Origin of the sequence: Arthrobacter sp. B0490, assembly GCF_002929355.1 — a bacterium.
Classification (GTDB): domain Bacteria; phylum Actinomycetota; class Actinomycetes; order Actinomycetales; family Micrococcaceae; genus Arthrobacter_D.
In genome coordinates this window covers 22670-48519 of record NZ_PJIR01000017.1, presented here as the reverse complement: position 1 = coordinate 48519, position 25850 = coordinate 22670, and the positions used below count along the sequence as shown (strand labels likewise).

26 protein-coding genes are annotated in these 25850 nt (G+C 66.7%); 14 read left to right on the top strand and 12 right to left on the bottom strand.

Annotated elements, in window-relative coordinates; genetic code table 11:
- Nucleotides 1-13 precede the first annotated feature (13 nt).
- Nucleotides 14-172, top strand: coding sequence for a sigma factor-like helix-turn-helix DNA-binding protein (locus tag CXQ97_RS16955; protein ID WP_258062705.1), 159 nt, complete (start codon nt 14-16; stop codon nt 170-172).
- A 207-nt stretch (nt 173-379) separates the two neighbouring features.
- Entirely contained in the window at nt 380-1153 is a 774-nt protein-coding gene (locus CXQ97_RS16950) for a hypothetical protein (RefSeq protein WP_104182064.1), read from the top strand.
- A 285-nt stretch (nt 1154-1438) separates the two neighbouring features.
- Here the strand turns inward: CXQ97_RS16950 and CXQ97_RS16945 are convergent, their stop codons facing one another.
- Entirely contained in the window at nt 1439-2167 is a 729-nt protein-coding gene (locus CXQ97_RS16945; RefSeq protein WP_104182063.1) for an SDR family oxidoreductase, read from the bottom strand.
- Between the two features lie 115 nt (nt 2168-2282).
- On the opposite strand from CXQ97_RS16945, the gene CXQ97_RS16940 reads away from it, so the two are divergent.
- Entirely contained in the window at nt 2283-2675 is a 393-nt protein-coding gene (locus CXQ97_RS16940; RefSeq protein ID WP_104182062.1) for a MerR family transcriptional regulator, read from the top strand.
- Nucleotides 2676-3000: 325 nt separating this feature from the next.
- A complete protein-coding gene (locus CXQ97_RS16935; protein ID WP_104182061.1) occupies nt 3001-4503 on the top strand; it encodes an amidase in 1503 nt (500 codons plus the stop codon).
- A 206-nt stretch (nt 4504-4709) separates the two neighbouring features.
- On the opposite strand, the gene CXQ97_RS16930 is transcribed toward CXQ97_RS16935, so the two are convergent.
- From CXQ97_RS16930 to CXQ97_RS16905, 6 genes are all read right to left on the bottom strand, one after another.
- Complete coding sequence (locus CXQ97_RS16930) at nt 4710-7295, bottom strand: Ig-like domain-containing protein (protein ID WP_104182060.1); 2586 nt, start codon at nt 7293-7295, stop codon at nt 4710-4712.
- A gap of 313 nt (nt 7296-7608) precedes the next feature.
- The gene (locus CXQ97_RS16925) at nt 7609-8235 is read right to left on the bottom strand and encodes a TetR/AcrR family transcriptional regulator (RefSeq protein WP_219815455.1); all 627 of its coding nucleotides are present in this window, start codon (nt 8233-8235) and stop codon (nt 7609-7611) included.
- Nucleotides 8236-8359: 124 nt separating this feature from the next.
- Nucleotides 8360-9463 carry a zinc-binding dehydrogenase gene (locus tag CXQ97_RS20615; protein ID WP_104182058.1) on the bottom strand — a complete coding sequence of 368 codons (1104 nt, stop codon included), beginning with the start codon at nt 9461-9463 and terminating at the stop codon, nt 8360-8362.
- Nucleotides 9460-10479, bottom strand: coding sequence for a Gfo/Idh/MocA family protein (locus CXQ97_RS16915; RefSeq protein ID WP_219815454.1), 1020 nt, complete (start codon nt 10477-10479; stop codon nt 9460-9462). Before CXQ97_RS16915 ends, CXQ97_RS20615 begins: the two co-directional genes overlap by 4 nt.
- A complete protein-coding gene (locus CXQ97_RS16910) occupies nt 10476-11591 on the bottom strand; it encodes a glycosyltransferase (protein WP_258062701.1) in 1116 nt (371 codons plus the stop codon). The genes CXQ97_RS16915 and CXQ97_RS16910 overlap by 4 nt, the downstream gene beginning before the upstream one ends.
- Nucleotides 11592-11605: 14 nt before the next feature.
- Complete coding sequence (locus CXQ97_RS16905) at nt 11606-12577, bottom strand: glucosyl-3-phosphoglycerate synthase (protein ID WP_104182057.1); 972 nt, start codon at nt 12575-12577, stop codon at nt 11606-11608.
- 202 nt (nt 12578-12779) lie between these two features.
- Between CXQ97_RS16905 and CXQ97_RS16900 the strand changes: the two genes are divergently transcribed.
- Entirely contained in the window at nt 12780-13463 is a 684-nt protein-coding gene (locus CXQ97_RS16900) for a histidine phosphatase family protein (protein ID WP_104182056.1), read from the top strand.
- 37 nt (nt 13464-13500) lie between these two features.
- Here the strand turns inward: CXQ97_RS16900 and CXQ97_RS16895 are convergent, their stop codons facing one another.
- Nucleotides 13501-14190, bottom strand: a complete 690-nt coding sequence (locus CXQ97_RS16895) for an ANTAR domain-containing protein (RefSeq protein WP_104182055.1) — start codon at nt 14188-14190, stop codon at nt 13501-13503.
- A gap of 166 nt (nt 14191-14356) precedes the next feature.
- Between CXQ97_RS16895 and CXQ97_RS16890 the strand changes: the two genes are divergently transcribed.
- Both CXQ97_RS16890 and CXQ97_RS16885 read left to right on the top strand, forming a co-directional pair.
- Entirely contained in the window at nt 14357-15082 is a 726-nt protein-coding gene (locus CXQ97_RS16890) for a GAF and ANTAR domain-containing protein (RefSeq protein WP_104182054.1), read from the top strand.
- A 111-nt stretch (nt 15083-15193) separates the two neighbouring features.
- The gene (locus CXQ97_RS16885; RefSeq protein WP_104182053.1) at nt 15194-15865 is read left to right on the top strand and encodes an ANTAR domain-containing protein; all 672 of its coding nucleotides are present in this window, start codon (nt 15194-15196) and stop codon (nt 15863-15865) included.
- A gap of 189 nt (nt 15866-16054) precedes the next feature.
- On the opposite strand, the gene CXQ97_RS16880 is transcribed toward CXQ97_RS16885, so the two are convergent.
- The 4 genes from CXQ97_RS16880 to CXQ97_RS16865 all read right to left on the bottom strand — a co-directional run bounded on the left by CXQ97_RS16880 (nt 16055) and on the right by CXQ97_RS16865 (nt 18686).
- Nucleotides 16055-16327 carry a hypothetical protein gene (locus CXQ97_RS16880; RefSeq protein WP_104182052.1) on the bottom strand — a complete coding sequence of 91 codons (273 nt, stop codon included), beginning with the start codon at nt 16325-16327 and terminating at the stop codon, nt 16055-16057.
- Nucleotides 16324-17070, bottom strand: a complete 747-nt coding sequence (locus CXQ97_RS16875) for a GAF and ANTAR domain-containing protein (RefSeq protein ID WP_181035127.1) — start codon at nt 17068-17070, stop codon at nt 16324-16326. Before CXQ97_RS16875 ends, CXQ97_RS16880 begins: the two co-directional genes overlap by 4 nt.
- Nucleotides 17071-17313: 243 nt before the next feature.
- A complete protein-coding gene (locus CXQ97_RS16870; protein ID WP_104182050.1) occupies nt 17314-17619 on the bottom strand; it encodes a hypothetical protein in 306 nt (101 codons plus the stop codon).
- 266 nt (nt 17620-17885) lie between these two features.
- On the bottom strand, nt 17886-18686 hold the full coding sequence (locus tag CXQ97_RS16865) for a GAF and ANTAR domain-containing protein (protein WP_104182049.1): 801 nt from the start codon (nt 18684-18686) through the stop codon (nt 17886-17888).
- A gap of 306 nt (nt 18687-18992) precedes the next feature.
- On the opposite strand from CXQ97_RS16865, the gene CXQ97_RS16860 reads away from it, so the two are divergent.
- From CXQ97_RS16860 to CXQ97_RS16830, 7 genes are all read left to right on the top strand, one after another.
- Entirely contained in the window at nt 18993-20450 is a 1458-nt protein-coding gene (locus CXQ97_RS16860) for an ABC transporter substrate-binding protein (protein ID WP_306740181.1), read from the top strand.
- 158 nt (nt 20451-20608) lie between these two features.
- Nucleotides 20609-21496 carry a carbohydrate ABC transporter permease gene (locus CXQ97_RS16855; RefSeq protein ID WP_104182047.1) on the top strand — a complete coding sequence of 296 codons (888 nt, stop codon included), beginning with the start codon at nt 20609-20611 and terminating at the stop codon, nt 21494-21496.
- The gene (locus CXQ97_RS16850) at nt 21493-22452 is read left to right on the top strand and encodes a carbohydrate ABC transporter permease (protein WP_104182046.1); all 960 of its coding nucleotides are present in this window, start codon (nt 21493-21495) and stop codon (nt 22450-22452) included. The genes CXQ97_RS16855 and CXQ97_RS16850 overlap by 4 nt, the downstream gene beginning before the upstream one ends.
- 154 nt (nt 22453-22606) lie before the next feature.
- Complete coding sequence (locus CXQ97_RS16845) at nt 22607-23296, top strand: GntR family transcriptional regulator (RefSeq protein WP_104182045.1); 690 nt, start codon at nt 22607-22609, stop codon at nt 23294-23296.
- Nucleotides 23297-23458: 162 nt separating this feature from the next.
- A complete protein-coding gene (locus CXQ97_RS16840) occupies nt 23459-24175 on the top strand; it encodes an SDR family NAD(P)-dependent oxidoreductase (RefSeq protein WP_104182044.1) in 717 nt (238 codons plus the stop codon).
- A complete protein-coding gene (locus CXQ97_RS16835; RefSeq protein ID WP_258062699.1) occupies nt 24168-24773 on the top strand; it encodes a carboxymuconolactone decarboxylase family protein in 606 nt (201 codons plus the stop codon). The genes CXQ97_RS16840 and CXQ97_RS16835 overlap by 8 nt, the downstream gene beginning before the upstream one ends.
- Before the next feature lie 69 nt (nt 24774-24842).
- On the top strand, nt 24843-25850 hold the full coding sequence (locus CXQ97_RS16830) for a TAXI family TRAP transporter solute-binding subunit (RefSeq protein ID WP_104182042.1): 1008 nt from the start codon (nt 24843-24845) through the stop codon (nt 25848-25850).

The following is a 25850-nucleotide window of genomic DNA, read 5'->3' as shown; positions in this document are numbered from 1 at the left end:
CACCCTGTCCGACGTGCAGCGTGAGGCAATCTACCTGGCGTACTACACCGGGATGACCTACACCGAGGTCGCCGAACGCCTGGGCATCCCCATCCCGACCGCCAAAACCCGCATCCGCGACGGCATCAAACGCCTCAGGATCGCCTTGCAGGACGCCCGGTCATCAGCGTGAACCCGTCGCGCGGGGTGCACCCTCGATGACGCCAGGCCGCTGGAGACATAGCGGAGCGCCGGCGATCCTCTGGGGATCGGATCACTGGAACATCTTGGTAGATACCGGATTGCCGAGGGAAACCATCTGCACGGCGTAGTGCTCCGAATCACACCCAGCGCGCGTTCAGGTTCGTGCGTGTTCTCCTCAGTGAAGGATATTGATCCCATGAACAAGATGCGCTTCCTCGCAGTACCGGCCCTGGCCATCAGCGCCGTTGCCCTCGCCGGTTCCCCCGCGATGGCCGCTCACGACGGTACCTACTCCTCGACCCTGGGTCAGCTCAATGGCACCACCGGAACCGGCACCATCACCCTCGACGTCGCCGGTGACCAGGCGACGGTCAACCTCCAGGTGTCCGGCCTCGCCCAGACCTTCATGGATGCCCCGTACCCGCACGTGCAGCACATCCACGGCGGAGCCCAGGGTGTCTGCCCGACTCCCGCCAATGACGCCAACGGGGACGGGATCGTCAATGTCGCCGAGGGTGCCCCGGGCTACGGCGACATCCTCACCACCCTGACCACCTCCGGCGCCACGACGCCGGCCGAGGGCCTCAACCTCGCACTCGGTGGCCAGGGCGGAACCTACTCGATCAACCGCACCATCACCCTCGATGACGCGACCCAGAAGTCCCTCGCCGCCGGCACCGCGGTCGTTGTCGTGCACGGCCTGGATCCCGCCACGGCCGGCGTCCCCGCCGAGGTCTTCAGCAGCCCGTCCGAGCTCAACCCGGACCTGCCCCTCGGTGCCACCTCACCCGCACTGTGCGGCACCCTCGTCAAGGCCCAGATGGGCGCCATGCCCTACGGCGGAGCCGACACCGGTGTAGCCCAGGAGACCGGCAGCAACGCCGGCATGGTCGCCCTCGGTGGTGGCCTTGTTCTCGCAGTAGCCGCCGGCGGGACCTTCGCCGTTCGTCGCAGCAGCGCCAGGGCATAACCGACCAGGGCCGGCCCGTCCGTTCCGTGACGGACAACAGCAGAACTCGGTAGTCCTGCCGGAACGCAGCAGAAATCCAGGACGATGACCTGATCGGACCACGAAAAGAAGCCCAATCATCGGTTCACCCGGCGACCGCCGCACACACCGCCTGGTGTCTGCGGCGGTCGCTCTGTACCCCACACCGGCCGTTCGTCCTCCCGAACACCACCGATCACGGCGGCCCAGGTGTACCGTCGTAGGCCGACGAACCAGCGGGAGCTCGCTGGTCGACCCTTGTCGTCGTCAGCGCGCGGGTGCGATCTGCGCGTAGAGAGCGGCGGGGTCGTGAGCGAGCGAGGCCTTGACCATTGCACTCCACTCGTCGACGACGACCTCGATCGCACCCGTGGCGAGTCCGTCGAGCGAGGCGCGGGGCACCACTGCGGGATCGATCATCGGTCCGTCGTAACCGGCCATGATGTCGGTATCCGCCGCACCGAGGTGAACGCCCTGCACGAGGGTGCCCTGCGCCGCGAGATCCAGGCGCACCCCATTGGTCATGTTCCACTCGGCCGCCTTCGCCGCTCCGTAGGCCCCGTTGCCGGGGAAGGAGAACCACGACAGCGCCGACAGGATATTGACGATTGCACCGCCCCCTCCCGCGGCAAGGGTCGGGGAGAACTCGCGGATCATGTCCAGGGTGCCCCAGAAATGAGTGTCCATCTCGCGGCGGATGGCCTCCAGGTCGCCCGTGACGAGGGGCGTCGAGGTGGCGATGCCCGCATTGTTGATCAGCAGGGTGACGTCAGTGGCCACCCGCGCAGAGGCCACGACCGAGGCGTGGTCCGTGATATCGAGCGAAAGCACCTCGACCCGGTCGAGGGCGGCGAGCTCGCGCGCCTGCGCGCTGTCGGTACGCCGTGCGGTGGCGTAGACCTTCCGGGCTCCTCGGGCGAGGAGCTCGTCGACGAAACGGCGTCCGATGCCGCGGTTGGCTCCGGTGACGAGGGCGACCTGATTGGTGATGTCCATGTGTTGCGTTCTCCATTCTCACGGTCGGGCCTCCTGCTCGACCTGCTCGGCTAGGCTAGGACCTCACGTTGACGTGAAGGGCAAGTCCCGCCGCCATCGAACCGAAGGAGTGTGCATGCGCATCGGAGACATCGCCGAGCGGGCCGGGGTCAGTACCAGGGCCCTGCGATATTACGAGGAGCAGGGGCTGTTACCGGCGGAACGGACGGCACGGGGCCAGCGCGTGTACGAAGAGGCGGCGGTCGAGCGGGTCCACCTGATCCAGCAGCTCTTCGCCGCGGGACTTGCTAGCCGCACGATCGTCGAGCTTCTCCCGTGCGTCGATTCCGGTGAGGCGAGCGAGGACGCACTCGCCCTGCTCCAGCGGGAGCGTGACCGCATCACCGAAAGCATCGGCGAGCTCGAGAAGGCCCGGGCCCAGCTTGATCGTGTCATCGAGCTGTCGTTGCATCCCGACCCCGAGCACTGTCCCGCGCTCCGCGCCGAGACGACACCGCTACCGGTATGAGCGCGGCCCCGTCATGGCACCACGTGCTGTCCGGCACCCGGACTGGTGCAGCGCGCTATCGGAATACGAAACGTAGCCTGCAACCCGTGGAGTGCGGGCCACCCGGAACTCCAGCACAGAAAGGAATCTGTGGGACCTGAGCCTCCGCGGAGAAACATCGACACAGACGTGCGCAGCAAGGGAGCAGTGTCCCAACTTCCCGGCCCACGTCCAGCGGCCGGCTGTTCTTCGGAGGTCGGTCAACCCTCACTGAGGGTTGACGCTGGTTCTTGCTCGTCCTAGCGTCAGGGCAGGACACCATCTGACCCCTCATGGGAGAACCTTCATGGATCTCAACGGCACACCCCTTGAAGTTGCTGACATCGCGGGAATCCAAGCCGCATTGTTCACCGGGCGGGTCACTGCCCGGCAGTTGGTCGACGCCTATCTTGACCGGATCGAAGCCTTCGACCATGCCGGCCCTGAGCTGAACGCGGTTGTCACGATCAATCCAGCCGCTCGGGATCAGGCTGACGCTTTGGATGATGCCTATCGTCGGACAGGGCAGGCGGTCGGACCGTTGCACGGCATTCCCATGGTCATCAAGGACTGTCTGGAAACGGCTGACATGCCGACTTCGTTCGGATCGGAGATCTTCGCTGACTACCGGGCGGAGGAAGATGCAACAGTGGTCGCCGGACTGCGCGCCGCGGGAGCCATCATCCTGGCGAAAACGACCCTTCCTGACTGGGCCACGTCATGGTTCAGCTACTCCTCCCGTACCGGGGTGACGAAGAACCCCTACGACCTTGACCGCGATCCAGGGGGATCAAGCAGCGGTACAGGTGCCGCCATCGCGGCAGGGTACGCAACCGTGGGGCTCGGCACGGACTGCGGAGGGTCAGTGCGGCTACCCGCCTCGTTCTGCAACCTGGTCGGGGTTCGCTCCACTCCCGGTCTGATCAGTCGAACGGGATGCAACCCTCTGGTCAGCGCCCAGGACACCATCGGGCCGATGGCCAGATCCGTGGAGGACGCCGCCCGGGTGTTCACCGTCATGGCCGGCTTCGACCACAGCGACCCCCTTACCTACGCCTACTCCGTGGCACGCGCTCCCGCCTCCTACCTGGATAGCCTGGTCCCCGACGCCCTGCAGGGACGACGCATCGGCGTACTGCGGAGTGCATTCGGTGCTGACTCGGACGCCAATGCTGCCCCCGTGAATCAGGTGATGGCCGGCGCTCTTGACGAGTTGCGGGCAGGCGGCGCCACTCTGGTCGATGTCACGATCGATGACCTGTCCGGGTGGATCGGTCGAACGTCCTTGTACACGATCAAGTCCAAGCACGACATCAACAGTTGGCTGTCGTCCAAGCCTGACCCGCCTGCCCGCACCGTCGCCCAGATCATCGACTCGGGCCGGTACCACAAGAAACTCGACCTCCTCGAGGCGTTGGCAGCCGGACCCGATGACCCGCTGAACGACGTGGACTACTACACCGCCTATACCGCGCGCGAAGCGTTCATGAAGACGGTCGTCAATCTCATGGAGTCCAACAGTCTTGATGCGTTGGTCTATCCGACCTGCCAGGTCGCCCCACCCACCCACGAGGACACCGATTCCGGACTGTGGAACACCCTGAACTTCCCCACGAACACGGTCATAGGTTCACAGACCTGGATGCCTTCCATGACGGTACCGGCCGGCCTGACCGACTCCGGACTGCCGGTCGGGATGGAGGTACTCGCACGTCCTTATGATGAACCCACCATGTTCGCCGTCGGCTACGGCTTCGAACAGGTCATTGGGCACCGGTCCCACCCCCGGAGCGTACCGATGAGCGCCTGATCGGGCCCTCGTACTCCGCCCTGGGGACCCGCCCGGGCCGCGCGTCCGCAGGTGGCCGGTGCAGTTCGAGGTCCTGGGCCCCGAGCCGCGTGCACGGCAGGAAGCGCCGGGTGGACGGTCGGTCCACCCGGCGCTTCACGGACTACCTGCTCCTGCTGCTGATTCAGAGGTTCGTGCGTGTCCCAACAGCCTGCAGGTAAGTGCCTCTACCTGTACGTGACGGTCGCTCCGGTGGGGGCGGACCAGGTGATGCGGCCGCCCTGGTAATCCTGGGCGACAACGGTGGCGCTCAGCCGGAATTCGTTGCTGATCGGGTAGCCGAGGCGGCCGCTCTCCCATCCCTGGGAAGCCCACTTGGACTGGATCGCACCCCTGGTGATCCATGCTCCGGTAACCGGGGACCAGTGCACTGACCCACCCTGGAAGGTTTGATACGCGCCGCCGTTCCTCAGCCCTCCGGCCTCGTTGCGGATCGGATACCCCAGGGACCCGTTCTCGTAGCCCTGAGACCCCCACCGGGCCCGGATCGCACCATAGGTCGCCTGCGCACCCGTCGCCGGGGAGTAATGGACGTCGCCGCCCTGGAACGCCTGGTAGCAGCCGCCGTCCTTGAGCCCGCAGACCTCACCGGCCACCGGGTAGCCGAGCTTCCCGTTCTCATAACCCAGCGAACCCCAGCGGGCCCGGATCGCACCGTAGGTCGCCTGCGCACCCGTCGCGGGCGAGTAATGGACGTCGCCGCCCTGGAACGCCTGGTAGCAGCCGCCGTCCTTGAGCCCGCAGACCTCACCGGCCACCGGGTAGCCGAGCTTCCCGTTCTCATAACCCAGCGAACCCCAGCGGGCCCGGATCGCACCGTAGGTCGCCTGCGCACCCGTCGCGGGCGAGTAATGCACGTCGCCGCCCTGGAACGCCTGGTAACAGCCGCCGTCCTTCAGCCCGCAGACCACCGGTCCCCCGGCGGCGCCGAGTCCCGGGGTACGGGATGCCACCGCCGAGATCAGCGGAGCCGCGGTCGCGGCCGGGCCCGCCGGCACCACTACGACCGGCGCCTCCGCGGTGGTGAAGCTCCAGCTCACCGGGGCCAGGGCGTTGCCGGCAGCATCGGTGATCCCCGCGGTCAGGTCCACCGTGTACCGGGCGCCCGGCGCCAGGTCGGCGGTCGGGTCCAGCGTCGCCACCCCTGTGGTGGCGTCGTAGGTGACGACTGCGGCGACCCCCGCGCCGTTGCCGGCCCGGAGGCTCACCGTCGCTTCGGTGACCCCCGTGACCACCTCGCTGAATGCTGCGGTGGTATCGGAGCCGGTGGCCACCCCCACCGCATCCGCACCCGGTGTCCGCGTCGTGACCGTCGGTGCCGAGGTGTCCTCCGGTTCGACAGACGTGTTCGTGAAGGTGGCCCGCATGTTGTCGGAGGCGTTCCCGGACGGGTCGATCGCGGCGTAGACCAGAGTGGTCGTCGTCGCGATGGAGAATGGCCCGGTGTAGCGGGTCGCCGTGTCGGCAATGCCACCCCCGGAGAGGACGACGTCGGTGCCGTCGGTCGTGTAGTAGATGTCGGCACCCGGCTCGGAGGCGGTCAACGTCACCTGCTGGGGCACCTCGGATGTTCCACCGTCGGGGGAAGCACTCACTGTCGGCGCAACACCGTCCAGTGCCAGTACCACCCTGGCCGCGGGGAAACTCTCACCGACGCTACTGACGGAGGCCACGTAGACGTCGTAGATCTCGTCCGGGTTCAACCCGGTAATGGTGGTGCCGGTGGCGGCCTGCCCTCTGATCCGCTTCCCGATCTCCACCTGCTCACCATTCGTGCTGGTCCGGGCGACTGCAGCAGCGCGGTAGCCGGTGATGGCAGGTGTTCCGGGAATCGCCTGTGCCGGAGTCCACGTCACCTTGAGGTCGCCACCGACCGGTGCGGCCGCGAGATCGGTGGGGGCGACGGGACCGGACCGGGACGGGCCGTTGGGGCAACCACCCATGCCGGGTCCACCGGTCTCGCCGAACTCGGCGATCGTCAGGCCCTGCCGGTTGTCGTCCACGTCCGCGGCTTCCCAGGCCATCGCGCGCGCACCGCCCGCGGCCGCTGCCAGCTGGGCAGTGGCCGGGGTGTCGAAGACATAGGTCGCCGTGAAGGTGTCCGCCCCGTCGAATGTGACACCGGAGGAATACCCGCCCTTGTCCGAGGGAGTCAGAGGACCAGGAAGAGCACGAACATCGCGTCGGCCGACGTCGGTGTCCTTCATGCCGGGCTCGATGATCCGTTGCTCGAACTGGGCGCGATCCACGCCCGCCGCGATACGTCCATGGACGGTGACGGTGTTGCCGGAAATCGTGGACGGGCCGGTGACCGCGGCGTCCTGGACCCGGGTGTCGGCAACGGCGACGCCGTCGAACTTGATGGACACCGTGTCGCCGGGAAGGATGTCCGGGGTGACGTTCAGGCCGGTGCCCGCCCCCCAGCACACGCCGCCGGGGTGGTTGATCTCGAAGGCGACGTCGCCGGCCCCGACAAGGCTGGAGGCCGAACCGACGACGCCGGCGCCGGGCCGGCTCACCTCGACGGTTGCTGTTTGTCCCACCCTGTCGGCGAACCCCTCGACGGTGATGAAGTCCCGGTCGGGAAACACCACCAGGTTGTCGGGGAAGGTAGGGACCGCCCCGAAGGCCGGTGGAACCGCGAAGATGGAGGAGGTGCAGACGACGGCGAACGCCGTCGTGATAATTCCGGTCCGCTTCCCTCTAAGAGACCGTACTTTTGTGTTTCCGTGAATGTCCCCTGCAGATTTCATGGCTACCTCATCGACCGGATGCGAGAGGGTTTCCCGCACACACAGAAGCTTGGAACCGGGGCCTTGGGAAAACGTTGGGTGAGCAGAGTCGTCCCGGAGGAAAATCACAAGGCCGGCCGAGGTCGGCCCGTCCCGCCCCCCAGCAACCTGCTACGCGGTGGAGCGGCTCCAGGAGCCGCGGGATGATCGAGCGGATCATGCGCGCCCCGGCGACCATGGGACAGCGGAGCGGCAGCGCCGGTGCTCCTGTCCCACGATGGCAGCCGAAGCACCCCACGACGTGCCCAGCGCCCAGGGGCTGCTGACCGACTTCTCAGCCGGGCCCGCTCAGCATGTCGAAGATCTCGCCGGCCAGGACTCGAGCCGCCTCCGGGGTCGGCGCCGACACTGCACCGTTGACCGCGTTCAAGGCGAGATCGGCGAGCTGGGACGGATCGAGATCGGTCCTCACCCGGCAGCACGAGGCGGTGGGATCGGCACCTTGCCCGACGGCTTCCCGGATGAGGTCGGTCAGGAAAGCCTGCCGGTGCTCATCGACCACTCGGTGCTGATGCGCGTCGTGAAGGACGGCCGGCGTACCCGCCGTCGAGGATTGCTGCAGCATCACCGAATAGACGTCGAGGACCGTGCGAAGCGTCTCCATCGGATCGACGCCCGACCCCGCCTCTCCACGAAGGTGAGCAAGATACCGGGACACCTGCTGCTCACGCCATGCCAGGAGCAGCACCTCGGTGTACGAGAAGTATTCATCCAGGGCCGTCCGACTGATACCGGCACCTTCGGCGGTCCTCGTCATCGTCACGGCCGCAACACCGCCGCCCCGCACGAGTTCCGCCACGGCGTCGACAATCGCCTGCCGCACCCTCGACCGGGATTCGTCCACAGTGTCGCTCCGTGACGCCGGCATCCTCGCCATACCGGCACTGTCCTTTTCGCTCATACCCCGACAATGCAGTGCACACGCTATGAAACGCTTGTAGTACAAGCGACCGGACGCGTGTGGAAAACCTTGGAAGCCGCCGTCGACCGAGGTCCTGCCTGGCGATGCTTCCGGCAGCACGTGCTCACAGGTAGGCGGTGGAGACCGCGAAAACGGCGGTCATCACGTGCCTCTGGCGCTCGGAGACCTGGTGGAGCAGCAGGGGTGCGTCGTCGTAGGGTACGACATCGGTGATCAGGTGCTTGCGGATCACATCGCCGTCGGAGCGGAGCAGCTTGATGGTTTCGGCGGAGAGCCGGGCACGGTCCCAATGCCCTGCCAGGCCTCGGGGAACCCGTCCGATCTGTGCGCAGCGCAGGCTCAGCCCGTTGTGATGGAACTCCTCGCCGAGGCGCACGGCGTCCGCTCCGCCGGTATAGAAGGCAAGATCGATGATGCTTCCTTGAGGGCGGGCGGCACGGAGAGCGGCGTGGAGCGCTTCGGGACGTCCACGGCACTGGAAGACGACGTCCGCCCCCCGGTCTGCCGGGCCATGACGCCACCGTGCCTTCAGTAGCCTGCCGGGATCGTCCTCCAGGTCCAGGGCAAGGAAGCCCAGTTCCTCCGCTGTCCGGCGGCGGCGCGGGTCCGAGTCCGCGACCACGACCTCGCGTGCGCCGAGGGCCCGTGCGAACAGTGCGGTGAGCAACCCGATCGGACCGGCTCCGGTGATCAGCACCTGACGTCCGTCCACGCCGTCGCCCAGACCGCGGACCATCCCTCCTGTTGCCTCCGCTGCCGCATGCAGCAGACCGTTGGCGCAGATCGGCCCGAGATGTGCCACGAAGACGCCCAGCAGCGGATCGAGGTCCGCGCCCAGCGGCACCAGATGCTCGTTGAGCGGATCCGCCACATGCGCGGTGGCATGCCCGTACGCGCAGGCGAGGACATCTCCCTCCGAGAATGCGGCAGTCCGCGATTCCGCTACCCGGGCGACTTCCATGTACCCGAGCCGGCGGATCGGGTACGCAGTGCCGGCGGAGTGCGGCAGGAACAGGCCCATGTCGGGATCCAGGCGCGACCGCAGCCCCGGATGGTCCCCCTTCACGAAGGCAAGTTCCGTGCCCGCGGACAGGCCGGTGACGAGGGTTTCGAGCAGTAGCCCACCGTCGGGAACCTCCGGCAACTGCTCCTCGATGATCTCCAGGGATCCAGCCGCGGGGATGATGAGATTGCGGCGGTGCTTCACGCTTCTGCTCCGCGGACCGCGGACCGCTCCACGGGCAGCTTCACCGGCAGTCCGGTGCGGGCCGATTCGGCGATGGCGCAGCCGAGCCGGTGACTGCGCAGGGCCTCCGCATAAGGGGTGCGTGTGGCTTCCCGCTCTCCGCGGACGGCTTGGATGAACTCCCGGTCCACCGTCACCCGTGGATCCTCCCTGCTTTCCAGATCCGTACGGGACGTGCCGTCGAAGCTGGCGAGGCCGGCCTCGGATATCTCCAGGTGCAGACCACGGCTCACGGTATGCAGAGCGGCCCGGTGCTTGGCGGCCAGCACGGACGTCGCAGCCATGGTGGCCACCGCTCCGGAGGCGAAGCGCAGCGTGGCCGCCGTGGCGTCGTCGACGTCGTCCAGCTCCTGGTCGGCCCTGCCTGCGGCCTGCGTGTCGTTCCCCGGGGCACTCCGGACACCCGCGGCGTAGACCTCGACGACGTCGCCGAGGAGGAAACGTGCGGCGTCCAGGACGTGGGTCAGCTGTTCCACGACCTGACCCCCGGAGCGGTCCACCCGGCCCCACCATGGGACCGGCGGGCGCTTGTCCAGCCAGTAGCCGTTGGCCAACAGGGCAGGTGCCTCCGCCAGCAGGTCGCGTGCGTGCTCCATCGTGTCCGTGCAGCGCCAGTGGTACCCGGTGCCGGTGACGACACCGGCGTCCTCGACGAGCACTCCGATCTCTTCCGCGGCCTCCCGGCCCAGGCCGACCGGCTTCTCCACGAACAGAGGCAGACCCCGGGAAAGCGCGGCGCGCTCACCCGAACCGTGGGCGAAAGGAGGAACACAGATATAGGCGGCATCCGCATCCGTGAGGTCCAGCGCTGTCTCGGGGTCCGTGAAGGCCCGAGCGTCCAGTTCGCGGGCCAGCTTCTCCGCCGCCGCCGCATGCGCATCGGTGACACTGGTGATCCGGACGCCGAGCTGCTGCAGGGTGCGTACATGGCGCTGCCCTACGGAACCGGCACCGACAAGAGCTATTTTCGTGGTCACGGAGTCTCCTCGAGGATCTGTTCGTACAAACGCAGGTAGCTGGCGGCCATCGCCTCCGGCGTCCAGACGGACGCCGCCTCGATGCAGTCCTCGGCGCGGATACTGTCCAGTTCCTGCAGGAACCCTGCCAGCTCCGCCTCACCGGCGGCAAGGAACCCGGTACGGCCGTGCTGCACCAACGAAGGCAACACCCCCAGCGGCGTGCCGACGACGGGAACGCCCCGCGAGAGAGCCTCCACCACCCCTGTCGCTCCGGGCTCGGCCCATCGGTTGGGTGCCAGGAGTACCCGGGCGGAACGCAGGACGCGTTCCTTCGCTTCACCACCGACACCCCCGATCCACCGGTACCCGTGTCCGTCGAGGAGAGGACGAACCTCGTCCTGGAAGTAGATGACATCGGGGTGGGACATCAGCTGGGCGTCGCCGGACGCGAGACGACGGTCCAGCTCAGCAGGATCATCGATACCGGCAACCGGCCCGGCGAGTACCAGCGGCAAGCCCGCCTGCCGACAGATGCGCACGGCCGCATCCTGCCCCTTGTCCCTGGTGATACGGGCCAGTACGAGGGCATGGTCTGCTTTGTCCGTCCGAACCTCCAGTGCCGGTGGGGCCGCCAGCGGGACGACGCCGATCGTCTGGCGACGCAGTGCCTCCGGCGCGCGATCCAGCTGGGACTGTGAGACGGCGGCGAACCGGACACGACCACGACCGTCGAAGGATTCGTAGAACGCGTCATGCTTCGCCAGGTCCCAATGCAGGGTCTGCAGCACTGGGGGCGCCGCCGTGCCCATGGCGGCAAGGACCGCAGGTCCCACGACCTCGAGGTGATCGTGGACAAGATCCCAGCTGCCGCCGTCGTGAATGGCCTGGACGATTCCCTGCATCTGGGCGTGCGCGATACCTGACACCTGGTTGTAGGGCCGGGCGATCGAGGCGAACTGCGGCCCGGCCAACGGGTGCAGGTAGCTGTCGGCTTCGATCGTGCTGGTCCCGACGGCGGCCAGCGTGACATGAACACCGGCCCGGCGCAGTTCGGGGATCAAGGTGGCGATGACCGTTTCGATGCCACCGTAGCCGGAGGGTGGGACGGGCAGCCACGGGCCGGCATTCATGAGGATCCGCATCCTCAAGCCCACTCGCCGGTCATGGAGAAGTGCTGTCCGACGTCCAGCATGGGCGGTCGTTCGGACACCCCGACGACGGTGGTGTCGCCGATGTAGTTGTCACCGTTCCGGAGGAACTGGGTCAGCTCGGCGGTCCGGGGAGCGGCCGGGGCAAGCCCGCGCCGGTGAAGCCGCGATTGGACGGTGAGCTGAATCTGCATCGCCATCTTGGCCAGTTCGCCATCGGTCGAGTTGCGGTGACGGCGTTCTCCGAGGTCCACCTGGGCCATACCGTCCAGACCCACCGTTTCCAGCACATCGATCAGCATGCCGATCTCGACTCCGTAGCCGGAGACGAAGGGTATGCATTCGAGCAGGCTGCGGCGGCCTGCGTACTCTCCGGCCAGCGGTTGGACGACCCCGGCCAGCTCGGGCCAGAACAGATTCAGCAGGGGACGCGCCACGAGCTCGGTCACCCGGCCACCCCCGGCGGGCATGACCTTGACCCCGTTATCAAGGGGTCGGTCGTAGTAGCTCTTGACGAAGTGAACCTGCGGATCGGTCAGCAAGGGGCCGAGCAGACCGACCGCGAACTGGGCGTCGAACCCCTGCAGGTCTGCATCGATGAACACGATGATGTCCCCCGAAGCGATCGCCAGGGACTTCCACAGCGCTTCGCCCTTGCCGGGGATGCATCCGGTGTCCGGCAGGATCTGGTCCTGGTGCGCGATCGTGGCTCCGGCGGCCGCCGCTACCGCGGAGGTATCGTCCGTGGAGTTCGAATCGATCACGATGATCTCATCCAGCAGCGGCAACTCCTCGATCAGTTCGGTGCGCAACGTGGTGATGATCGCCCCGATCGTTGCCGCCTCGTTCTTCGCCGGAAGCACCACGCTGACCCGTTGACCGTGCTTGTGCGCCGCCAGTTCCTGCCGGTCGAACACGCTCCCTCGGAAGCTTCGGGCTGAGTACCAATCCTGAACCTCTGCACGCATGTCGGTTTCCTCTCGCCAAGCGTGCCGGTCGTCCCCGGCCCGGCTATCGATAGGATCAGGTCGAAGCCTACGGTTCCGCCCGGCCCTTGGGAATAGATGAAAACCGTATCGGTCCGGGACCGCAGACTTCCTCGACCGGGACAACACGGACCCGGACCAGGGTCGGAAGCCCTGGGGAAACCAGCGGCAGTGGGGAGAACTGATGCACCAGATACGGGCCGGCGGGACACGTCCACGCCTGGTGTTGTGGAGGCACGGCCAGACCGAATGGAACGTGCTGGAGAAAGCACAGGGTCACGCAGACATCCCACTCGATGCAACCGGGCGCCGCCAGGCACGGCAGGCCGCAAAGCTGCTGGCCACCTTCGAGCCCCGGTTCATCTGGTCCAGCGATCTGGAACGCGCCCGGCACACCGCCGCCGAACTGGCCCGGCTGACCGGTCTGGAACCTGTGTTGGACGAGCGGCTGCGCGAATACCACGTGGGCATCCGGCAAGGCACCACCTTCGGCGAGTTCCGGCAGCAGCACCCGGACGTTCATCGGAGGTTCTTCACCGAGGAGAACTACCGGGTGCCCGGTGCCGAACTGCCCTCGGAAGTGAACCAGCGGATGAAGACCGTGATGGTGGAGGCGGCCCTGGCCCTGCGCGGCGGCGGTACCGGTGTGCTGGTGGGCCACGGGGCGGCCCTGCGCAGCGGGTTGATGGCCTTCTTCGACGCCCCGGCCCATATGCGCGAGATGTTCGCCGGCATGGCCAACTGCGCCTGGGCCGTACTGGAAGAACACCCCGACCGCGGCTGGCAGGTCATCGACTTCAACGCGCAGGCCCTGCCCGATACGTCGTTGACGCTGGCCGACGACATGCCGACCGAACACGACACGTAGGACCGGGCCGGCGGACATGCCGATCCTTCCGACCAGATCAGACCTGGTCCATTCCTTCACCTGAGTGGACCAGTTGCTCGGCGACCTGCACCAGTTTGCGATTGCTGCGCGAGCTCTCGTCCTGCAGGATCGTGAAGGCGTGGTGCGCGCTGATCTTGTGTCGTTCCATGAGGATCCCTTTGGCCTGCCCGATGGTGTCCCGTCCCCTCAGGGCCTGCTGGTATTCCTGCAGTTTGTCCACTTTCTGTTGCAGCAGCAGCTGGGTAGCAGCCAACTCACGGGTCAGAGTTGCAAGCAGGTCTCCTTCCCGGTGGTCGATCCGCGTCGTCTCTTCCACCGTCAGGACCGGCACCCCGCCCGCCTGAGAATCGGCGACGGGATCCGGCCGGGATCGCCGTGGCGAACCGGATGCTGCCGGGCTGGTGTTCCCTGGAGCGACGGGTGTGGAGGTGCCGACGTGTGATGCCAGGGCCGCCGAGGTGAGTTCGTCCATCGAGGACAGCCCGAGGATGGTCATCGCTTCGTACAGGTGCCCTTGGACGGCGCGTAGTGGAAGGGACAGATCGGCCGATATCTCCTCGCAACTGCGCCCATTGGCGACCATCACGGCAATCACCGCCTGCCGATCGCTCAGCCCTCCTGCCAGTGCCGGGAGATGCAGGGTCAGGGACGCTGCGGGAAACAGCCGAGGCGGGGCATCGGTGGGGTGATCGGACAGGAATGGCATGGGGTCCCCTGATAGGCATAGCGATAACAGCTCTTGCCGGGGTCTGGGGCAATCAACCCAGCGTTGCCGGTTCCGCAACCGACTGTCAAGGTAGAACTGTTTCGCCTACCGGTCGTGGAGCAGTGCAGCATCGAAAGCCGATGACGGCCTGATCTAGACTTCTGAGATGGTGACCACTTCGCGCTCCGAGAGAATCAGCGCAGCTTTCGTCAACCTCACCAGTACCCTCGTCGCCCCGTACGACATCCTGGAACTGCTGAATACTCTCGTGGCGGAATCGGTCGACCTGTTGGGTGCCGCCGAGGCCGGATTGCTGTTGGCGGATCCGAACGGAGACCTGCAGGTCATGGCCTCGACGAGCGAGGAGAGCCAGCTCGTGGAGGTCCTGCAACTGCAGGCCGGTGAAGGGCCTTGCATCGACGCGTACAGGACCGCCGGCGTGGTCACCGTCGATGACATCACGACGATGGGGGGTCAATGGCCGGCCTTCCAGCGAGCAGCCCTCGACCAGGGCTTCCGCTCCGTTCACGCCATTCCCATGCGTCTCAACGGCCGCGCACTCGGCGCGATGGGATTGTTCGGCGGAACCAGCGGTGCTCTGAGCCAGGAGGACGCCGCGATCGGACAGGCCCTCACGGATGTGGCGACGATCGGGTTGCTTCAGGAACGCTCGTTCCGCGAGAGCCAGATCGTCAACGATCAGCTTCGGCGAGCCTTGAACTCACGCATCACCATCGAACAGGCGAAGGGCGTCATCTCCCACACCGCGAACGTCGACATGAGTGAAGCGTTTCTCCGGTTACGCAATTACGCCCGGTCCCATCATCAGACCCTGCACCATACCGCTGCGCGCGTGGTCGACCGCACTCTCAGGTTTCAGGCCACCGACTGACCCCGCTTGCTGCCTCACCCGTGGGCGGGCGCATTTGGCGGGCCTTGTTACTCTGCTCTGAGGTCCGGGTTAAGACGCCAGCCCGGATCCGAGTACGTCGAACGGCTTTTCATGCCCTCCACCGTTGACCCCACGGATCCCTTCGTGCCCCTGTCCGGGGCCGTGTCCAGTGTCGAGTACTTCATCGACTGCCCGACCGGAACCGTCGAGCACTACTTCGCCGACGACACCTACACCTGGTCCGACGAGCTGTACCGGATCCACGGTTACGAACGCGGCGACATCGTCCCCACCCTCGAACTCGGCATGGCCCACTTCGACCCCGCCGACCGGGACGCCGTCCGCGCGTTCTGGACCAAGGTCACCACGGTGGGCGGACCGGCGTCGGTCTACGCCTCCCTGCTCGACCTCCAGGGCGATACCCACAGGCTCCTCCTCTCCGCGGACCTCATCGTCGACGGCACCGAGCCCGTCGGGGTGTGGGCGCTGGTCGTGGACCTCACCCGGTCGATCCACGCAGACACGCACCGGCTCGCCAACGAAGCCGTCGCCGCCTCCGCCCTCAGCCGGGCCGTGATCGAGCAGGCCAAGGGGATCCTCATGGGACGAGCAGGCCTCAGCGCCACCGAGGCCTTCCAGCAGCTCAGCTCCTACAGCCAGCGCACGAACCGGAAGGTCGTCGTCATCTCCCAGGAGATCATCGACCGGGCACTGACACTCACCCACGGGCACCGACACCAGTCCAGCACCGATGCCCTGCTGGACCTCTTCGAAAAGCTCTGACGTTCCGGAGCGCCTGGTCAGCAGGCTCGTCGAGGTAGCGGAGGAGCCCACCCTCACCGGGTACCTCGCCGCGCCCGACAGGGGCGGGGACCGCACAACGAACGGGGCGCCCCCGTGATCAGGTCACTCTCCGGTGCTGAGCCACCCGCTGTCCTCCTGACTGCGTACCATCCGTCCGGACGGATCGGCCTACGGGAGGGCTCTGGTGATCCCTGTGCTGTAGGGAGCGCGCGGCAGGGGCGGTATCTCATCGATGAGTTCATTGACGGCATGAGCAACGAGGTCGCCTTCCGCGGCCGTGAAGGGCATGAGTCCGTGGAAGTAGGCGTCGAGTTCGTACTCGTCCGCGGCTCCGGTCAGTCCGAAGTACCGGGCCCACACGTCCTTGTGTCCGAGCCCGGCCACCCGGACGGCGATGCAGGTATGCACGCGTTGATGATCCTGCCCGGGGAACCCGGTCATGACGACGCTCCGCGACGTCGATCCTCGTCGTGGCGGTCCTGGACCGCATGGCCATCGGGGTGCTGCCGGTCCGGGCGGGAGTAGAGTTCGGCGGCCAGCACCGCGATCGAGGTGCCGGTCTCTCGCGACAGGGCGATGAGTCTTTCGAGAGCAGCCCGGCCGTCGAGGTCATATCGTTCCATGAGGATCCCGCGGGCCACGCTGATCGCGTCCCGCGTGCCGAGTGATATCTTCACGGCGTCGCTGATGCGTTGTGGTGTGTCGGTGGTCTGGATGTGTCCGAGGAGGGCGGCCGCCGATTTGGTCAGGCCTAGGAGGAGTAGTTCATCGTTCCTGGTGAAGGCCTGGGGCGTGTGCGCATACAGCTTCATGGCGCCGATCGCGGTACCTCCCTTCTGCAGGGGGACGCTGAGGCAGGACCGGACGCCGATGGCTGCAGCGGCCTCGGCCCAGGGCCGCCATCGCGGGTCGGCATGGGTGTCGGTCACGCGGACGATGGAGTTCGTGAACCAGGCGCTGAGGCACGGCCCGTCACCCAACGCGTACTGGAGAGTGTCGACCTCCAGCACTTCCGGATCCGTTGCGCCGACGCTGGTGCATCGACCCTGATCGATCAGGCTCACCCCGGCGCCGTACGCGTGGCCGGTGAGGTTCCGGGCCACTGCGGCCAGGGCGTCCACTGCCTCGTGCGCTGTCTGCTCGGAGAGGAGGAAGCCTCGGGACCGTCCGAAAATGAGAGGCAATTCATCATGTGGCGGGATGCTTTTCACTGCGACTACCCTTCACCGCAGGCGCGGGACGTATCCCGCAGGTGAAGGCCGTTCACTCAGCCCAGCGGAAGCGCGCGCATGCGTACGTACCGAGATCGATCCTAGTCGTCAGCCGTTTTCGGCGGATGCTGTGGTCGCCACGAATCGGGTGTTGATTGTTCGCCCGTCCCTTCGGGTGCCGCGCCGTGCAGGATCAGATGTGCAGGGTCAGCAGGGTCACGAGTCGATCCCGGTACTGCCGATCTCCCGCACCACGTCGGCAGTGGTCAGGTGCGTACTGTAGGGGGCGCGGGGTAACGCCGGCATCTCGTTGATGAGTTCGTTGACAGCATGCGTGAGGATGTCGGCTTCCTCGTCGGACAGTGGGAAAGCGCCATAGAGGTGCGCCTCGATCTCGGTCATGTCGGCGTTGCCCGTGATCCCGAAATACCGTTCCCACACGCTCTGCAGGGTGAGCCCTGCCGCCTTGATGGCGTGCGCGGTGAGGCGGCGTTGCTCGTCCGCGGGGATGTCCCTGGTCATCGCGTCCTCGGATCAGCCGGGCGATCGGCCGACTGGGAAGCGGGAGAACGTTGATGGGAAGGATGAGTTCCAGTGAGGGATGGGTTGCGCACGAGGCGACCTTCGTCATCCCATAGGGAGCACTTCCACTGAAGTCACGGCTAGCGTCCGGTCGCGGTCGACGCCGAGGGAGGTAGTGACGCCTGCCTCCACCGTACGGCACTCAGGCTCCCGGAAGGGCCTTCGAGGACATGCAGATAGTCCAGTCGTTCTTCGATGCTCGGGTATCAGCCTCTGGGCGGGCGTTTCGTGGCCAGGTCTCCAGTATGCACAAAACTCGCGGCGACATCGGTCAATCTCGTGTTCGTGCTCGAACTTGCGGAGGACAGCAGCACGAACGCCTGATGCGAGGAGATCTTGTACCGCTCCATGAGGATGCCCTTGGCCTGACCGATGAGGTCCCTGTTCACGAGGGCGTCATTGAGCCCACGGACTTCCTTCGCATCGGACAGTGCGATCGCAGCATGCGTCGCAACCAACGCACCGGTCTGTTCCGCTTCCTGCCCGAAGGCACCGGCCACGCCGGCATAGAGGTTCAGGGCACCCATCGTGTCCCCTTCGACGAACAACTGGAAGCAGAGCATGCTCCGCGCACCGGCGTCCCATGCCCGCCGGGCGAAAATGGGCCACCTGGAGTCCCGGCCCATATCCGCCACCCGTACGAGCCGCTGTCGGAATGCGGCATCCAGGCACGGACCCTGCCCGATCTCGCTCTGGATATCATCGATGACACCCGGGAGAGCACCCGAGGCTGCACGCGGCTCGACGCGGCGGCGGCCCTTCACCAGACTGATCGATGCATCGGACGCCTCGGGTATGAGCTGGAGCGCGGTCTGCACCACATCCACCAGTCGGGTGTCCAAGTCGGACTCGTCATGCAGGCTTCGGGCAAGTTCCCCCAGCCGACGCGCCAGACCGTCCGTACCGCCAGAGCCGTCCGAGCCGTCCGCACGCTCCGCGGCGTCGACGCCACCTTCGGCAGGCGAAGGTACACCAGGTGCGGACTCCCGATCCTCGCGCGTGTTCATCCGATCTCCTGCCGGCCATGCCGGGATATCCCGACTGCCCCACCACCGCGTTCTTCACCGACGATCTCCACACCAGGGCGGAAGACCCTCGTCCCTCGCCGCATCGAACCGTCGCCACCCGGCCCTCAGCAGACCCTGTCCACTCATCGGCTTGACGCCAGCTTAGCCGCCCAGCTGAGTCGGCCACCCGTCACCCCGTCAGAGCATTGCCATACTCCCCCGTCGGCGCTGTGACCAGTCCTCCGCATCGCCTGTAGCCTGGTGCCTGATCGAGCCCTATGCTCTGTGTGAGGTAGTCGATCAAGGATGACCGAGACCTGCCCGCCCGCGAAGTCGGGAGGGCGTTCCGGGTCATCACTGTTTGAAGGACACGGAATGCGACATCGGTATGCGGCTCTTTGTTCAGTGATTACCGTCGCCCTCCTGGGTGTCACAGCATGTTCCGGCAGTTCAGGAGACGCCTCGTCCGAGACCGACACGCTGACGGTATGGACGACGGAGGACCTGCCTGACCGGGTCGCCTCCCAGCAGGCCATCATGGATCGATTCACCGAGTCCTCGGGGATCGAGGTGGAGCTCGTTGCCATCGCCGAGGATCAGCTGACGTCGGTACTGTCCTCGTCCGCAGCGTCGGGCGAACTCCCCGACGTCATCGGGGCGTTGTCCCTCAACGGCATGAATCAGCTGTCGACGGATGGGCTCCTGGACACATCGGCGGCCACTGCAGTCGTGGAGGAGCTCGGCGCGGACACCTTCTCGCCTCGCTCCCTGGAGCTCACGTCGGCCGACGGTGAACAACTCTCGGTGCCGAGCGACGCCTTCGCGCAACTGCTGTTCTACCGGGAGGACCTGTTCGAGCAGGCCGGCCTCGACGCTCCGACCACGTTCGAGGCGATCGAGGCGGCAGCTGAAGCGCTGCACTCGGACGAGGTCGCCGGTATCGTCGCCGCCACGGCGCCGGCAGACTCCTTCACCCAGCAGACCTTCGAGCAGTTCGCGCTGGCCAATGGATGCGAGCTGGTCGGCGATGACGGCGGCGTGACACTCGATAGCGATCAGTGCCAGGAATCGCTCACGTTCTATTCGGAGCTGCTCCGTAACTATTCGGTGCCGGGCAATCAGGACGCGGACACCACCCGCGCCAGCTACTTCGCCGGCGATGCCGCCATGACGGTGTGGTCGTCGTTCCTCCTCGACGAACTCGCAGGGCTGCGCAGCGACGCGTTGCCGACCTGCGCCGAATGCGCGGACGATCCGGCGTTCCTTGCGGAGAACACCGGAATAGTGACAGCCATCGAGGGCCCGCAGGGGCAGCCTGCAGGGTACGGGGAGATCGTCTCGTGGAACATCCTCAACGACGCCTCCCCCGCAGCGCAGGATCTCGTCACGTTCATGATGGGCGACGGCTATCAGGACTGGTTGGCAGTGGCACCCGAAGGGAAGATCCCGGTTCGGCTGGGCACTGCGGACAACCCGACCGAGTACAGCGATGCCTGGCAGGGCCTCGAAGCCGGCGTGGATTCGAAGGCGCTCCTCTCCTCGATCTACCCTCCCGAAACCCTCACCGAGATCAGCACGAGCACCAACCAGTTCGATCGGTGGGGCATACCGCAGGGCCAGGGTGCCCTTGCAGCAGCGGTGAGCGGGCAGTTCATCGCTCCACAGATCATCGCTTCGATGGTCAGCTCGGGCACCAGCGGAGAAGATGCGGCCAACCAGGCCCAGGACGAAGCAGAATCCCTCAAAGCCGATCTGGGCCAGTGAGCTCCGGATGCCGGGAGCTGGACGACGCGCAGCGTTGCAGCGACCTTCTGACTGAGGAGTAGGGCGTGCCACCGGTGTCAACGACGTCAGTGCCCCCCGGGTCCCCGGCGCGTCGGCGAACCCTGTCGCAACGCGATGCCCGCACGGGTTTTCTCCTGATGTCGCCCACCTTGCTGATCGTCCTCGCCGTCGTGGTGCTTCCCCTGCTGTGGTCGATCCTGATCGCATTCCAGCAGCTGCGGCTCCTCGAGATCGGCACCGCGAGCCCGTTGAGGCCCCTGACGCTGGCGAACTTCGAGCGCGTCTTCGCGTCGGGTGAACTGTGGCTGAGCCTCGGCACCACCCTGGTGTACACGGCGGGATCCGTGATCCTGTCCATCACGCTCGGCCTGATCGCCGCGATGGCGGTCCGGAAGCCCTTCCGCGGACGGACCTTCGTCCGCGCCGCGTTCCTGCTGCCCTACGTCGCTCCGGTCGTCGCCGTCACCTTCGTCTGGCGCACGATGCTCAGTCCCCAGTTCGGGATCGTCAACGAAGCCGGCCAGTCGCTGTTCGGCTGGGCACAACCCATCCCGTTCCTCTCCGAAGCCCAACGGACCCTCGAGATCTTCGGCGCCGAATTCCCGATCCCCACTGCGCTGCTCACCGCGATCGCGTTCGAAGGGTGGCGCTACTTCCCGTTCGCGTTCCTGTTCCTCATGGCCCGCCTGGGCGCGTTGTCGGCAGAGACGGAGGAAGCAGCCCTGGTCGACGGTGCCAGCCCGCTCCAGTCCTTCCGCTACATCGTGCTCCCCCAGCTGATGCCCGTCATCGCCCTGCTCGCCATCCTGCGCACCATCTGGACGTTCAACGAGTTCGACGACATCTTCCTCCTCACGGGCGGAGCGGCAGGAACCGGGGTTGCCAGCGTCCGCGTCTACGAATTCCTGACCGTCCAGCGCAATGTAGGAGCTGCGGCAGCACAGTCCCTCGTGCTGTCCCTCGTCCTGATCCTCATGCTCGCCGTCTACATGGTCCTGCTACGCAGACGAGGAGAACGGCTATGAGCGCCCGTGTGACACCCGACCCCGCCGTGCCCACCAGGCAGCAACCGGCGACCCGGGAGGTCGGTCCACCCCCACCTCGACCCCGGCGTTTCAACCGTCACACCGTCGAACGCAGGACCCTGGGCATCCTGCGCTGGACCGTCATCGCCTTCTTCCTGCTCATCACCCTGCTGCCCTTCTACTACATGGTCCTGCTCTCCCTGAAGCCGATCGAATCCCTGCTGCGGAATCCCGCGTCGATCATCGTGACGCCCGCAGAGTTCACACTCAGGGCGTATGAACAGGTCCTCTCACCGGTATCAGCCGGTGGTCAGGGATTCGGGACGTTCCTGCTCAACAGTGCCTTCGTTGCCATCAGCGCCGTCATCCTGTCGCTCCTCGTCGCCGTACCGGGCGCCTACGCGGTCGCACGGCTGCCCTTCTTCGGGTACCGACAGGTCAACGCCCTGTTTCTGGCCGCCTACCTGTTCCCGGCGATCGTCATGGCCATCCCCCTGTTCGTCCTGTTCACGCGCCTCGGACTCCGCGGATCACTGGTAGGCCTTGTCCTGGTCTACATTGCGCAAACGGTCCCCGTCGCCATCTACATGCTCCGCAACTACCTCGAAACCGTGCCGGTATCCGTCGAGGAAGCGGGCCTCGTCGACGGTCTCAGCCGTATCGGCATCCTCCGACGCATCAGCCTCCCCCTCGTCCTGCCCTCGATCATGGCGACCGGACTCTTCATCTTCATGATCGCCTGGAACGAATTCCTGTTCGCACTCCTGTTCCTCGTCGAACGACGCGACAGCTGGACGGTCTCCCTCGGGCTGTCGCAACTGTCCGGTAGCGCCGAGATACCCACCACGGTCCTCATGGCCGGTTCCGTCGTCCTGACCCTGCCGATCATCATCGTGTTCTTCTCCACCGAACGGCTCCTCACCGGAGGGCTCACCGCCGGCGCCGAGAAGGGCTAGGCCACCGGACCGTCATCCCGCGAAGGGGGCACTCAGTGGACCACCGCGCGATCGGGCGCTGCCCCCTCCCGGCGTCGAAGGGCACCGCGACCGGGCCATGGCACGCGCGGGCTAGACTTCGGACGATGAGAGCCGAACTGGGTGGACTGGTTTCATGACGGGCAACGTCACGGGAGGCTCCCGACGCCCGCCGACCGCACAGGCCTTCGTCCTCGCCGAACTCCGCCGGGCGATCATCGCCGGTGAGTTCCTGCCCGGACAGCCACTGCGCCAGGACGCCCTGGCGGAACGGTTCGGCGTCAGCCGTGTTCCTCTCCGTGAGGCACTGAAGACCCTCGAGTCCGAGGGACAGGTCGACTACGAACCCCACCGCGGCCACAGGGTGGCCACCCTCTCCCTCACGGACCTGCTGGAGGTGTACCGGATCCGGCAGCTCCTCGAGGGGGAGGCGGCGCGGGTCGCGTTGTCGAAGAAGCTCGGCAGCACCGTCCTCGACGACCTGAGGACTGCTGCCAGGGACGTGGAGACGGCGAGCAGCGCCGGGGACCTGCTGAAGATGACCGAGGCGAACCGGCGGTTCCATTTCCTGCTCGTAGGAGCAGCCGGGATGCCGCGGCTGGAACGGATCATCACGATCCTGTGGGACGCGACCGATGCCTACAGGTTCGTCTACTACGGAGCGGAGTCGAACCGTGCCCGCGTGGAGCACGAACACGCCCTGATCATCGAGGCGTTCGCGGAGCGGGACGCCGAAAAGCTCATTCTACTGCTCGATGAGCACCGTGAGCACGCAGTGAAAGCCCTCAGAACCTTCCTGGAAGTCGGTTCCGCTCGCGAGGCCTGACGGGGAGACTGGTTGAAGCAGATGGTGTGACGCGGGTTACATTCTGCTCCGAAATTGTATACAGTCTCCAGGGAGGTGCATCGACGGACCTCGGTACCGCACAGGTACCCATGCTTACTGCCCAATGAATCGGAGATGCTTCCTTTGGCTGACTGGCTTGGTATGAAGGATCAGCGTGTGCTGGTGGCCGGCGCCGGCGGTATCGGCGCGGCCTGCGCGGAAGCCTTTCTCCAGGCCGGAGCACGCGTACTCATCGCGGATCAGAACACGGAACGCCTGGCGGCCTTCGCCGGTACGGCCTCCATCGCCGCCGACCTGACGACCACCGACGGGTGTGAGCAGGCGGTGCGTGCCGCCCGGACGGAGCTCGGGGGCCTGGATGTCCTCGTGCACGCGGTCGGCATCAACCACCGGGTGCCTGTCCTCGACACCCTGGACGAGGACTGGGACAGGATCCTCGACGTCAACCTGTCGAGCGCCTTCCGCCTCGGCCGGGCCGCCGGCCGCATCATGGTCGACGCCGGATACGGCAGGCAGATCTACTGCTCCTCGGTCTCGAGCCTGCTCGCCCATCCCGACCACGGGCCCTACGCCGCGAGCAAGGGCGGACTGAACCAGCTCGTCCGTGTGATGGCGCGCGAGTGGGCGGCCAGCGGAGTGACGGTCAACGCGATCGCGCCGGGGTACGTCGAGACGGCCCTGACCACCGCCTACCTCGATCGGCCGGGCGTGCGCGAGCACTATACGGGCATGGTCCCGGCCGGCCGGCTCGGCACCGTCGATGACCTCACCGGCCCCGTGCTCTACCTCGCGTCCCGGCAGTCTGCCTTCGTCACGGGCCATGTCCTCTATGTGGACGGAGGGCGGACCCTTGTCTGACGCCATCGACACGACGAGGCCGCAGGCCGCCGGGCGGTTCCCGCTGCTCACTCCGGCGGAACTCTCCGCGGAACAGCGCGCCGTCTACGACTCCGTCGCAGGACCCCCGCGGGGCAACGGGACGTTCACGGTGGTCTACGACGACGGCTCCCTCGCCGGCCCCTTCAACGCGATGCTCCTCGCCCCGACCCTCGGCAATGCCGTCCAGGCGCTCGGTGCCGTCCTCCGCTTCGACAGTGCCCTCGACGGACGACTCCGTGAGCTCGTCATCTGCGCGATCTCCGCAGACCTCGACTCTGCCTACGAGTGGTATGCCCACAGCCGGGTGGCAGCGACCGTGGGGATCGACGAGGCCGAGCTGGAACACCTCAGGGCGGGCAGCATGCCGCCCACCCTCTCCCCCGCCGAACGTGCCGCGCTCGACCTGACCCGCGTGCTCCTGCAGGACACCACCGTGGACGACGACACCCATGCCCGCGTGCTGTCGCACTTCGGGCACGCCGGAGTCGCCGAGCTGTCCCTGCTGGTGGGCTACTACCGGATGCTCGCGGGCCTCCTCGCCGTCGGGGACGTCCCGGCGCCCGGCACCGGGCCCTGACGACCAGCACCACCCCGGCTTCCCTCCCCCCGAAGAACCAGTCATCACCGACAGCAAAGGATCAAGTCCATGACCACATACCAGCGAAGCCGGAAGCGTCTCTGCGCCGCAGCACTGATCGCCCCCGCGCTCTTCCTCTCGGCCTGCGGCAGCCCCGAGCCCGCCACCAGCGGCGGAGGAGGCGGGGCCGAGGCAGGCGGCGGCGGTGCCCTGTCCATCGCGACGGGCGGCACCGGCGGCGTCTACTACCCCCTGGGCGGCGGATTCGCCACGGTGATCCGCGACAACATCGAAGGCTACGACGCCACCGTCCAGGAGACCAACGCCTCCGTGGACAACATGCTCCTCATCCAGAACGGCTCCGCCCAGCTCGCCTTCTCGGTGGGTGACGTGGTGTCCGACGCCGTGGAGGGGGTCGGGGAATTCGAGGGCAACGCCGTGGAGGTCTGCTCGCTCGGCAACATCTACAACAACTTCATGCAGGCCGTCAGCGTCGACGGGACGGGGATCCAGTCCGTCGAGGACATGGCAGGGAAGGTCATCTCCGTCGGAGCGCCCGGTTCGGCCACCGAGGTCGCAGCACTGCGCATCCTCGAGGCCGCGGGGATCGATCCCGAGAGCGGAGTGGAACGCCGCCAGCTCGGCGCCGCGGAGACCGTGGCCGCCCTACGGGACGGCACCATCGACGCCGGGTTCTGGTCCGGCGGACTTCCTACGGGCGCGCTCATCGACCTCGCCAGCGACGGCGACATGGTGCTCGTGCCCATCGGCGAATACGCAGAGCCCCTGGCCACCGAATACGGCGAGTACTACGTCGCCGAGGACATCCCCGCCAACACCTACGAGGGCCAGACCGAAGCCGTTCCCGCCATCGCCTCACCGAACCTGCTGGTCGCCAGCCCCACGATGGACGAGCAGCTGCAGCAGGACATCACCCGGGCGATCTTCGACAACGAGGAGGCCCTCATCAAGGTCCACCCCGCGGCCGTCGAGCTCGATGCCACCACCGCAGGCGACATCTCCTACGTCGAGACCTGCCCGGGCGCCCAGACCTACTTCGACGAGGCCGCAGGCTAG

Bases quoted from the DNA above. Each gene is read 5' to 3' on its own strand.
- CXQ97_RS16945 (WP_104182063.1), bottom strand. From the start codon at position 2,167: ATGGACATCACCAATCAGGTCGCCCTCGTCACCGGAGCCAACCGCGGC.
- CXQ97_RS16895 (WP_104182055.1), bottom strand. From the start codon at position 14,190: ATGCCATTCCTGTCCGATCACCCCACCGATGCCCCGCCTCGGCTGTTT.
- CXQ97_RS16890 (WP_104182054.1), top strand. From the start codon at position 14,357: ATGGTGACCACTTCGCGCTCCGAGAGAATCAGCGCAGCTTTCGTCAAC.
- CXQ97_RS16940 (WP_104182062.1), top strand. From the start codon at position 2,283: ATGCGCATCGGAGACATCGCCGAGCGGGCCGGGGTCAGTACCAGGGCC.
- CXQ97_RS16870 (WP_104182050.1), bottom strand. From the start codon at position 17,619: ATGACCAGGGACATCCCCGCGGACGAGCAACGCCGCCTCACCGCGCAC.
- CXQ97_RS16900 (WP_104182056.1), top strand. From the start codon at position 12,780: ATGCACCAGATACGGGCCGGCGGGACACGTCCACGCCTGGTGTTGTGG.
- CXQ97_RS16830 (WP_104182042.1), top strand. From the start codon at position 24,843: ATGACCACATACCAGCGAAGCCGGAAGCGTCTCTGCGCCGCAGCACTG.
- CXQ97_RS16840 (WP_104182044.1), top strand. From the start codon at position 23,459: ATGAAGGATCAGCGTGTGCTGGTGGCCGGCGCCGGCGGTATCGGCGCG.
- CXQ97_RS16925 (WP_219815455.1), bottom strand. From the start codon at position 8,235: ATGAGCGAAAAGGACAGTGCCGGTATGGCGAGGATGCCGGCGTCACGG.
- CXQ97_RS16880 (WP_104182052.1), bottom strand. From the start codon at position 16,327: ATGACCGGGTTCCCCGGGCAGGATCATCAACGCGTGCATACCTGCATC.
- CXQ97_RS16885 (WP_104182053.1), top strand. From the start codon at position 15,194: ATGCCCTCCACCGTTGACCCCACGGATCCCTTCGTGCCCCTGTCCGGG.
- CXQ97_RS16910 (WP_258062701.1), bottom strand. From the start codon at position 11,591: ATGAATGCCGGCCCGTGGCTGCCCGTCCCACCCTCCGGCTACGGTGGC.
- CXQ97_RS16905 (WP_104182057.1), bottom strand. From the start codon at position 12,577: ATGCGTGCAGAGGTTCAGGATTGGTACTCAGCCCGAAGCTTCCGAGGG.
- CXQ97_RS16930 (WP_104182060.1), bottom strand. From the start codon at position 7,295: ATGAAATCTGCAGGGGACATTCACGGAAACACAAAAGTACGGTCTCTT.
- CXQ97_RS16850 (WP_104182046.1), top strand. From the start codon at position 21,493: ATGAGCGCCCGTGTGACACCCGACCCCGCCGTGCCCACCAGGCAGCAA.
- CXQ97_RS16935 (WP_104182061.1), top strand. From the start codon at position 3,001: ATGGATCTCAACGGCACACCCCTTGAAGTTGCTGACATCGCGGGAATC.
- CXQ97_RS16855 (WP_104182047.1), top strand. From the start codon at position 20,609: ATGTCGCCCACCTTGCTGATCGTCCTCGCCGTCGTGGTGCTTCCCCTG.
- CXQ97_RS16865 (WP_104182049.1), bottom strand. From the start codon at position 18,686: ATGAACACGCGCGAGGATCGGGAGTCCGCACCTGGTGTACCTTCGCCT.
- CXQ97_RS16860 (WP_306740181.1), top strand. From the start codon at position 18,993: ATGACCGAGACCTGCCCGCCCGCGAAGTCGGGAGGGCGTTCCGGGTCA.
- CXQ97_RS16845 (WP_104182045.1), top strand. From the start codon at position 22,607: ATGACGGGCAACGTCACGGGAGGCTCCCGACGCCCGCCGACCGCACAG.
- CXQ97_RS16950 (WP_104182064.1), top strand. From the start codon at position 380: ATGAACAAGATGCGCTTCCTCGCAGTACCGGCCCTGGCCATCAGCGCC.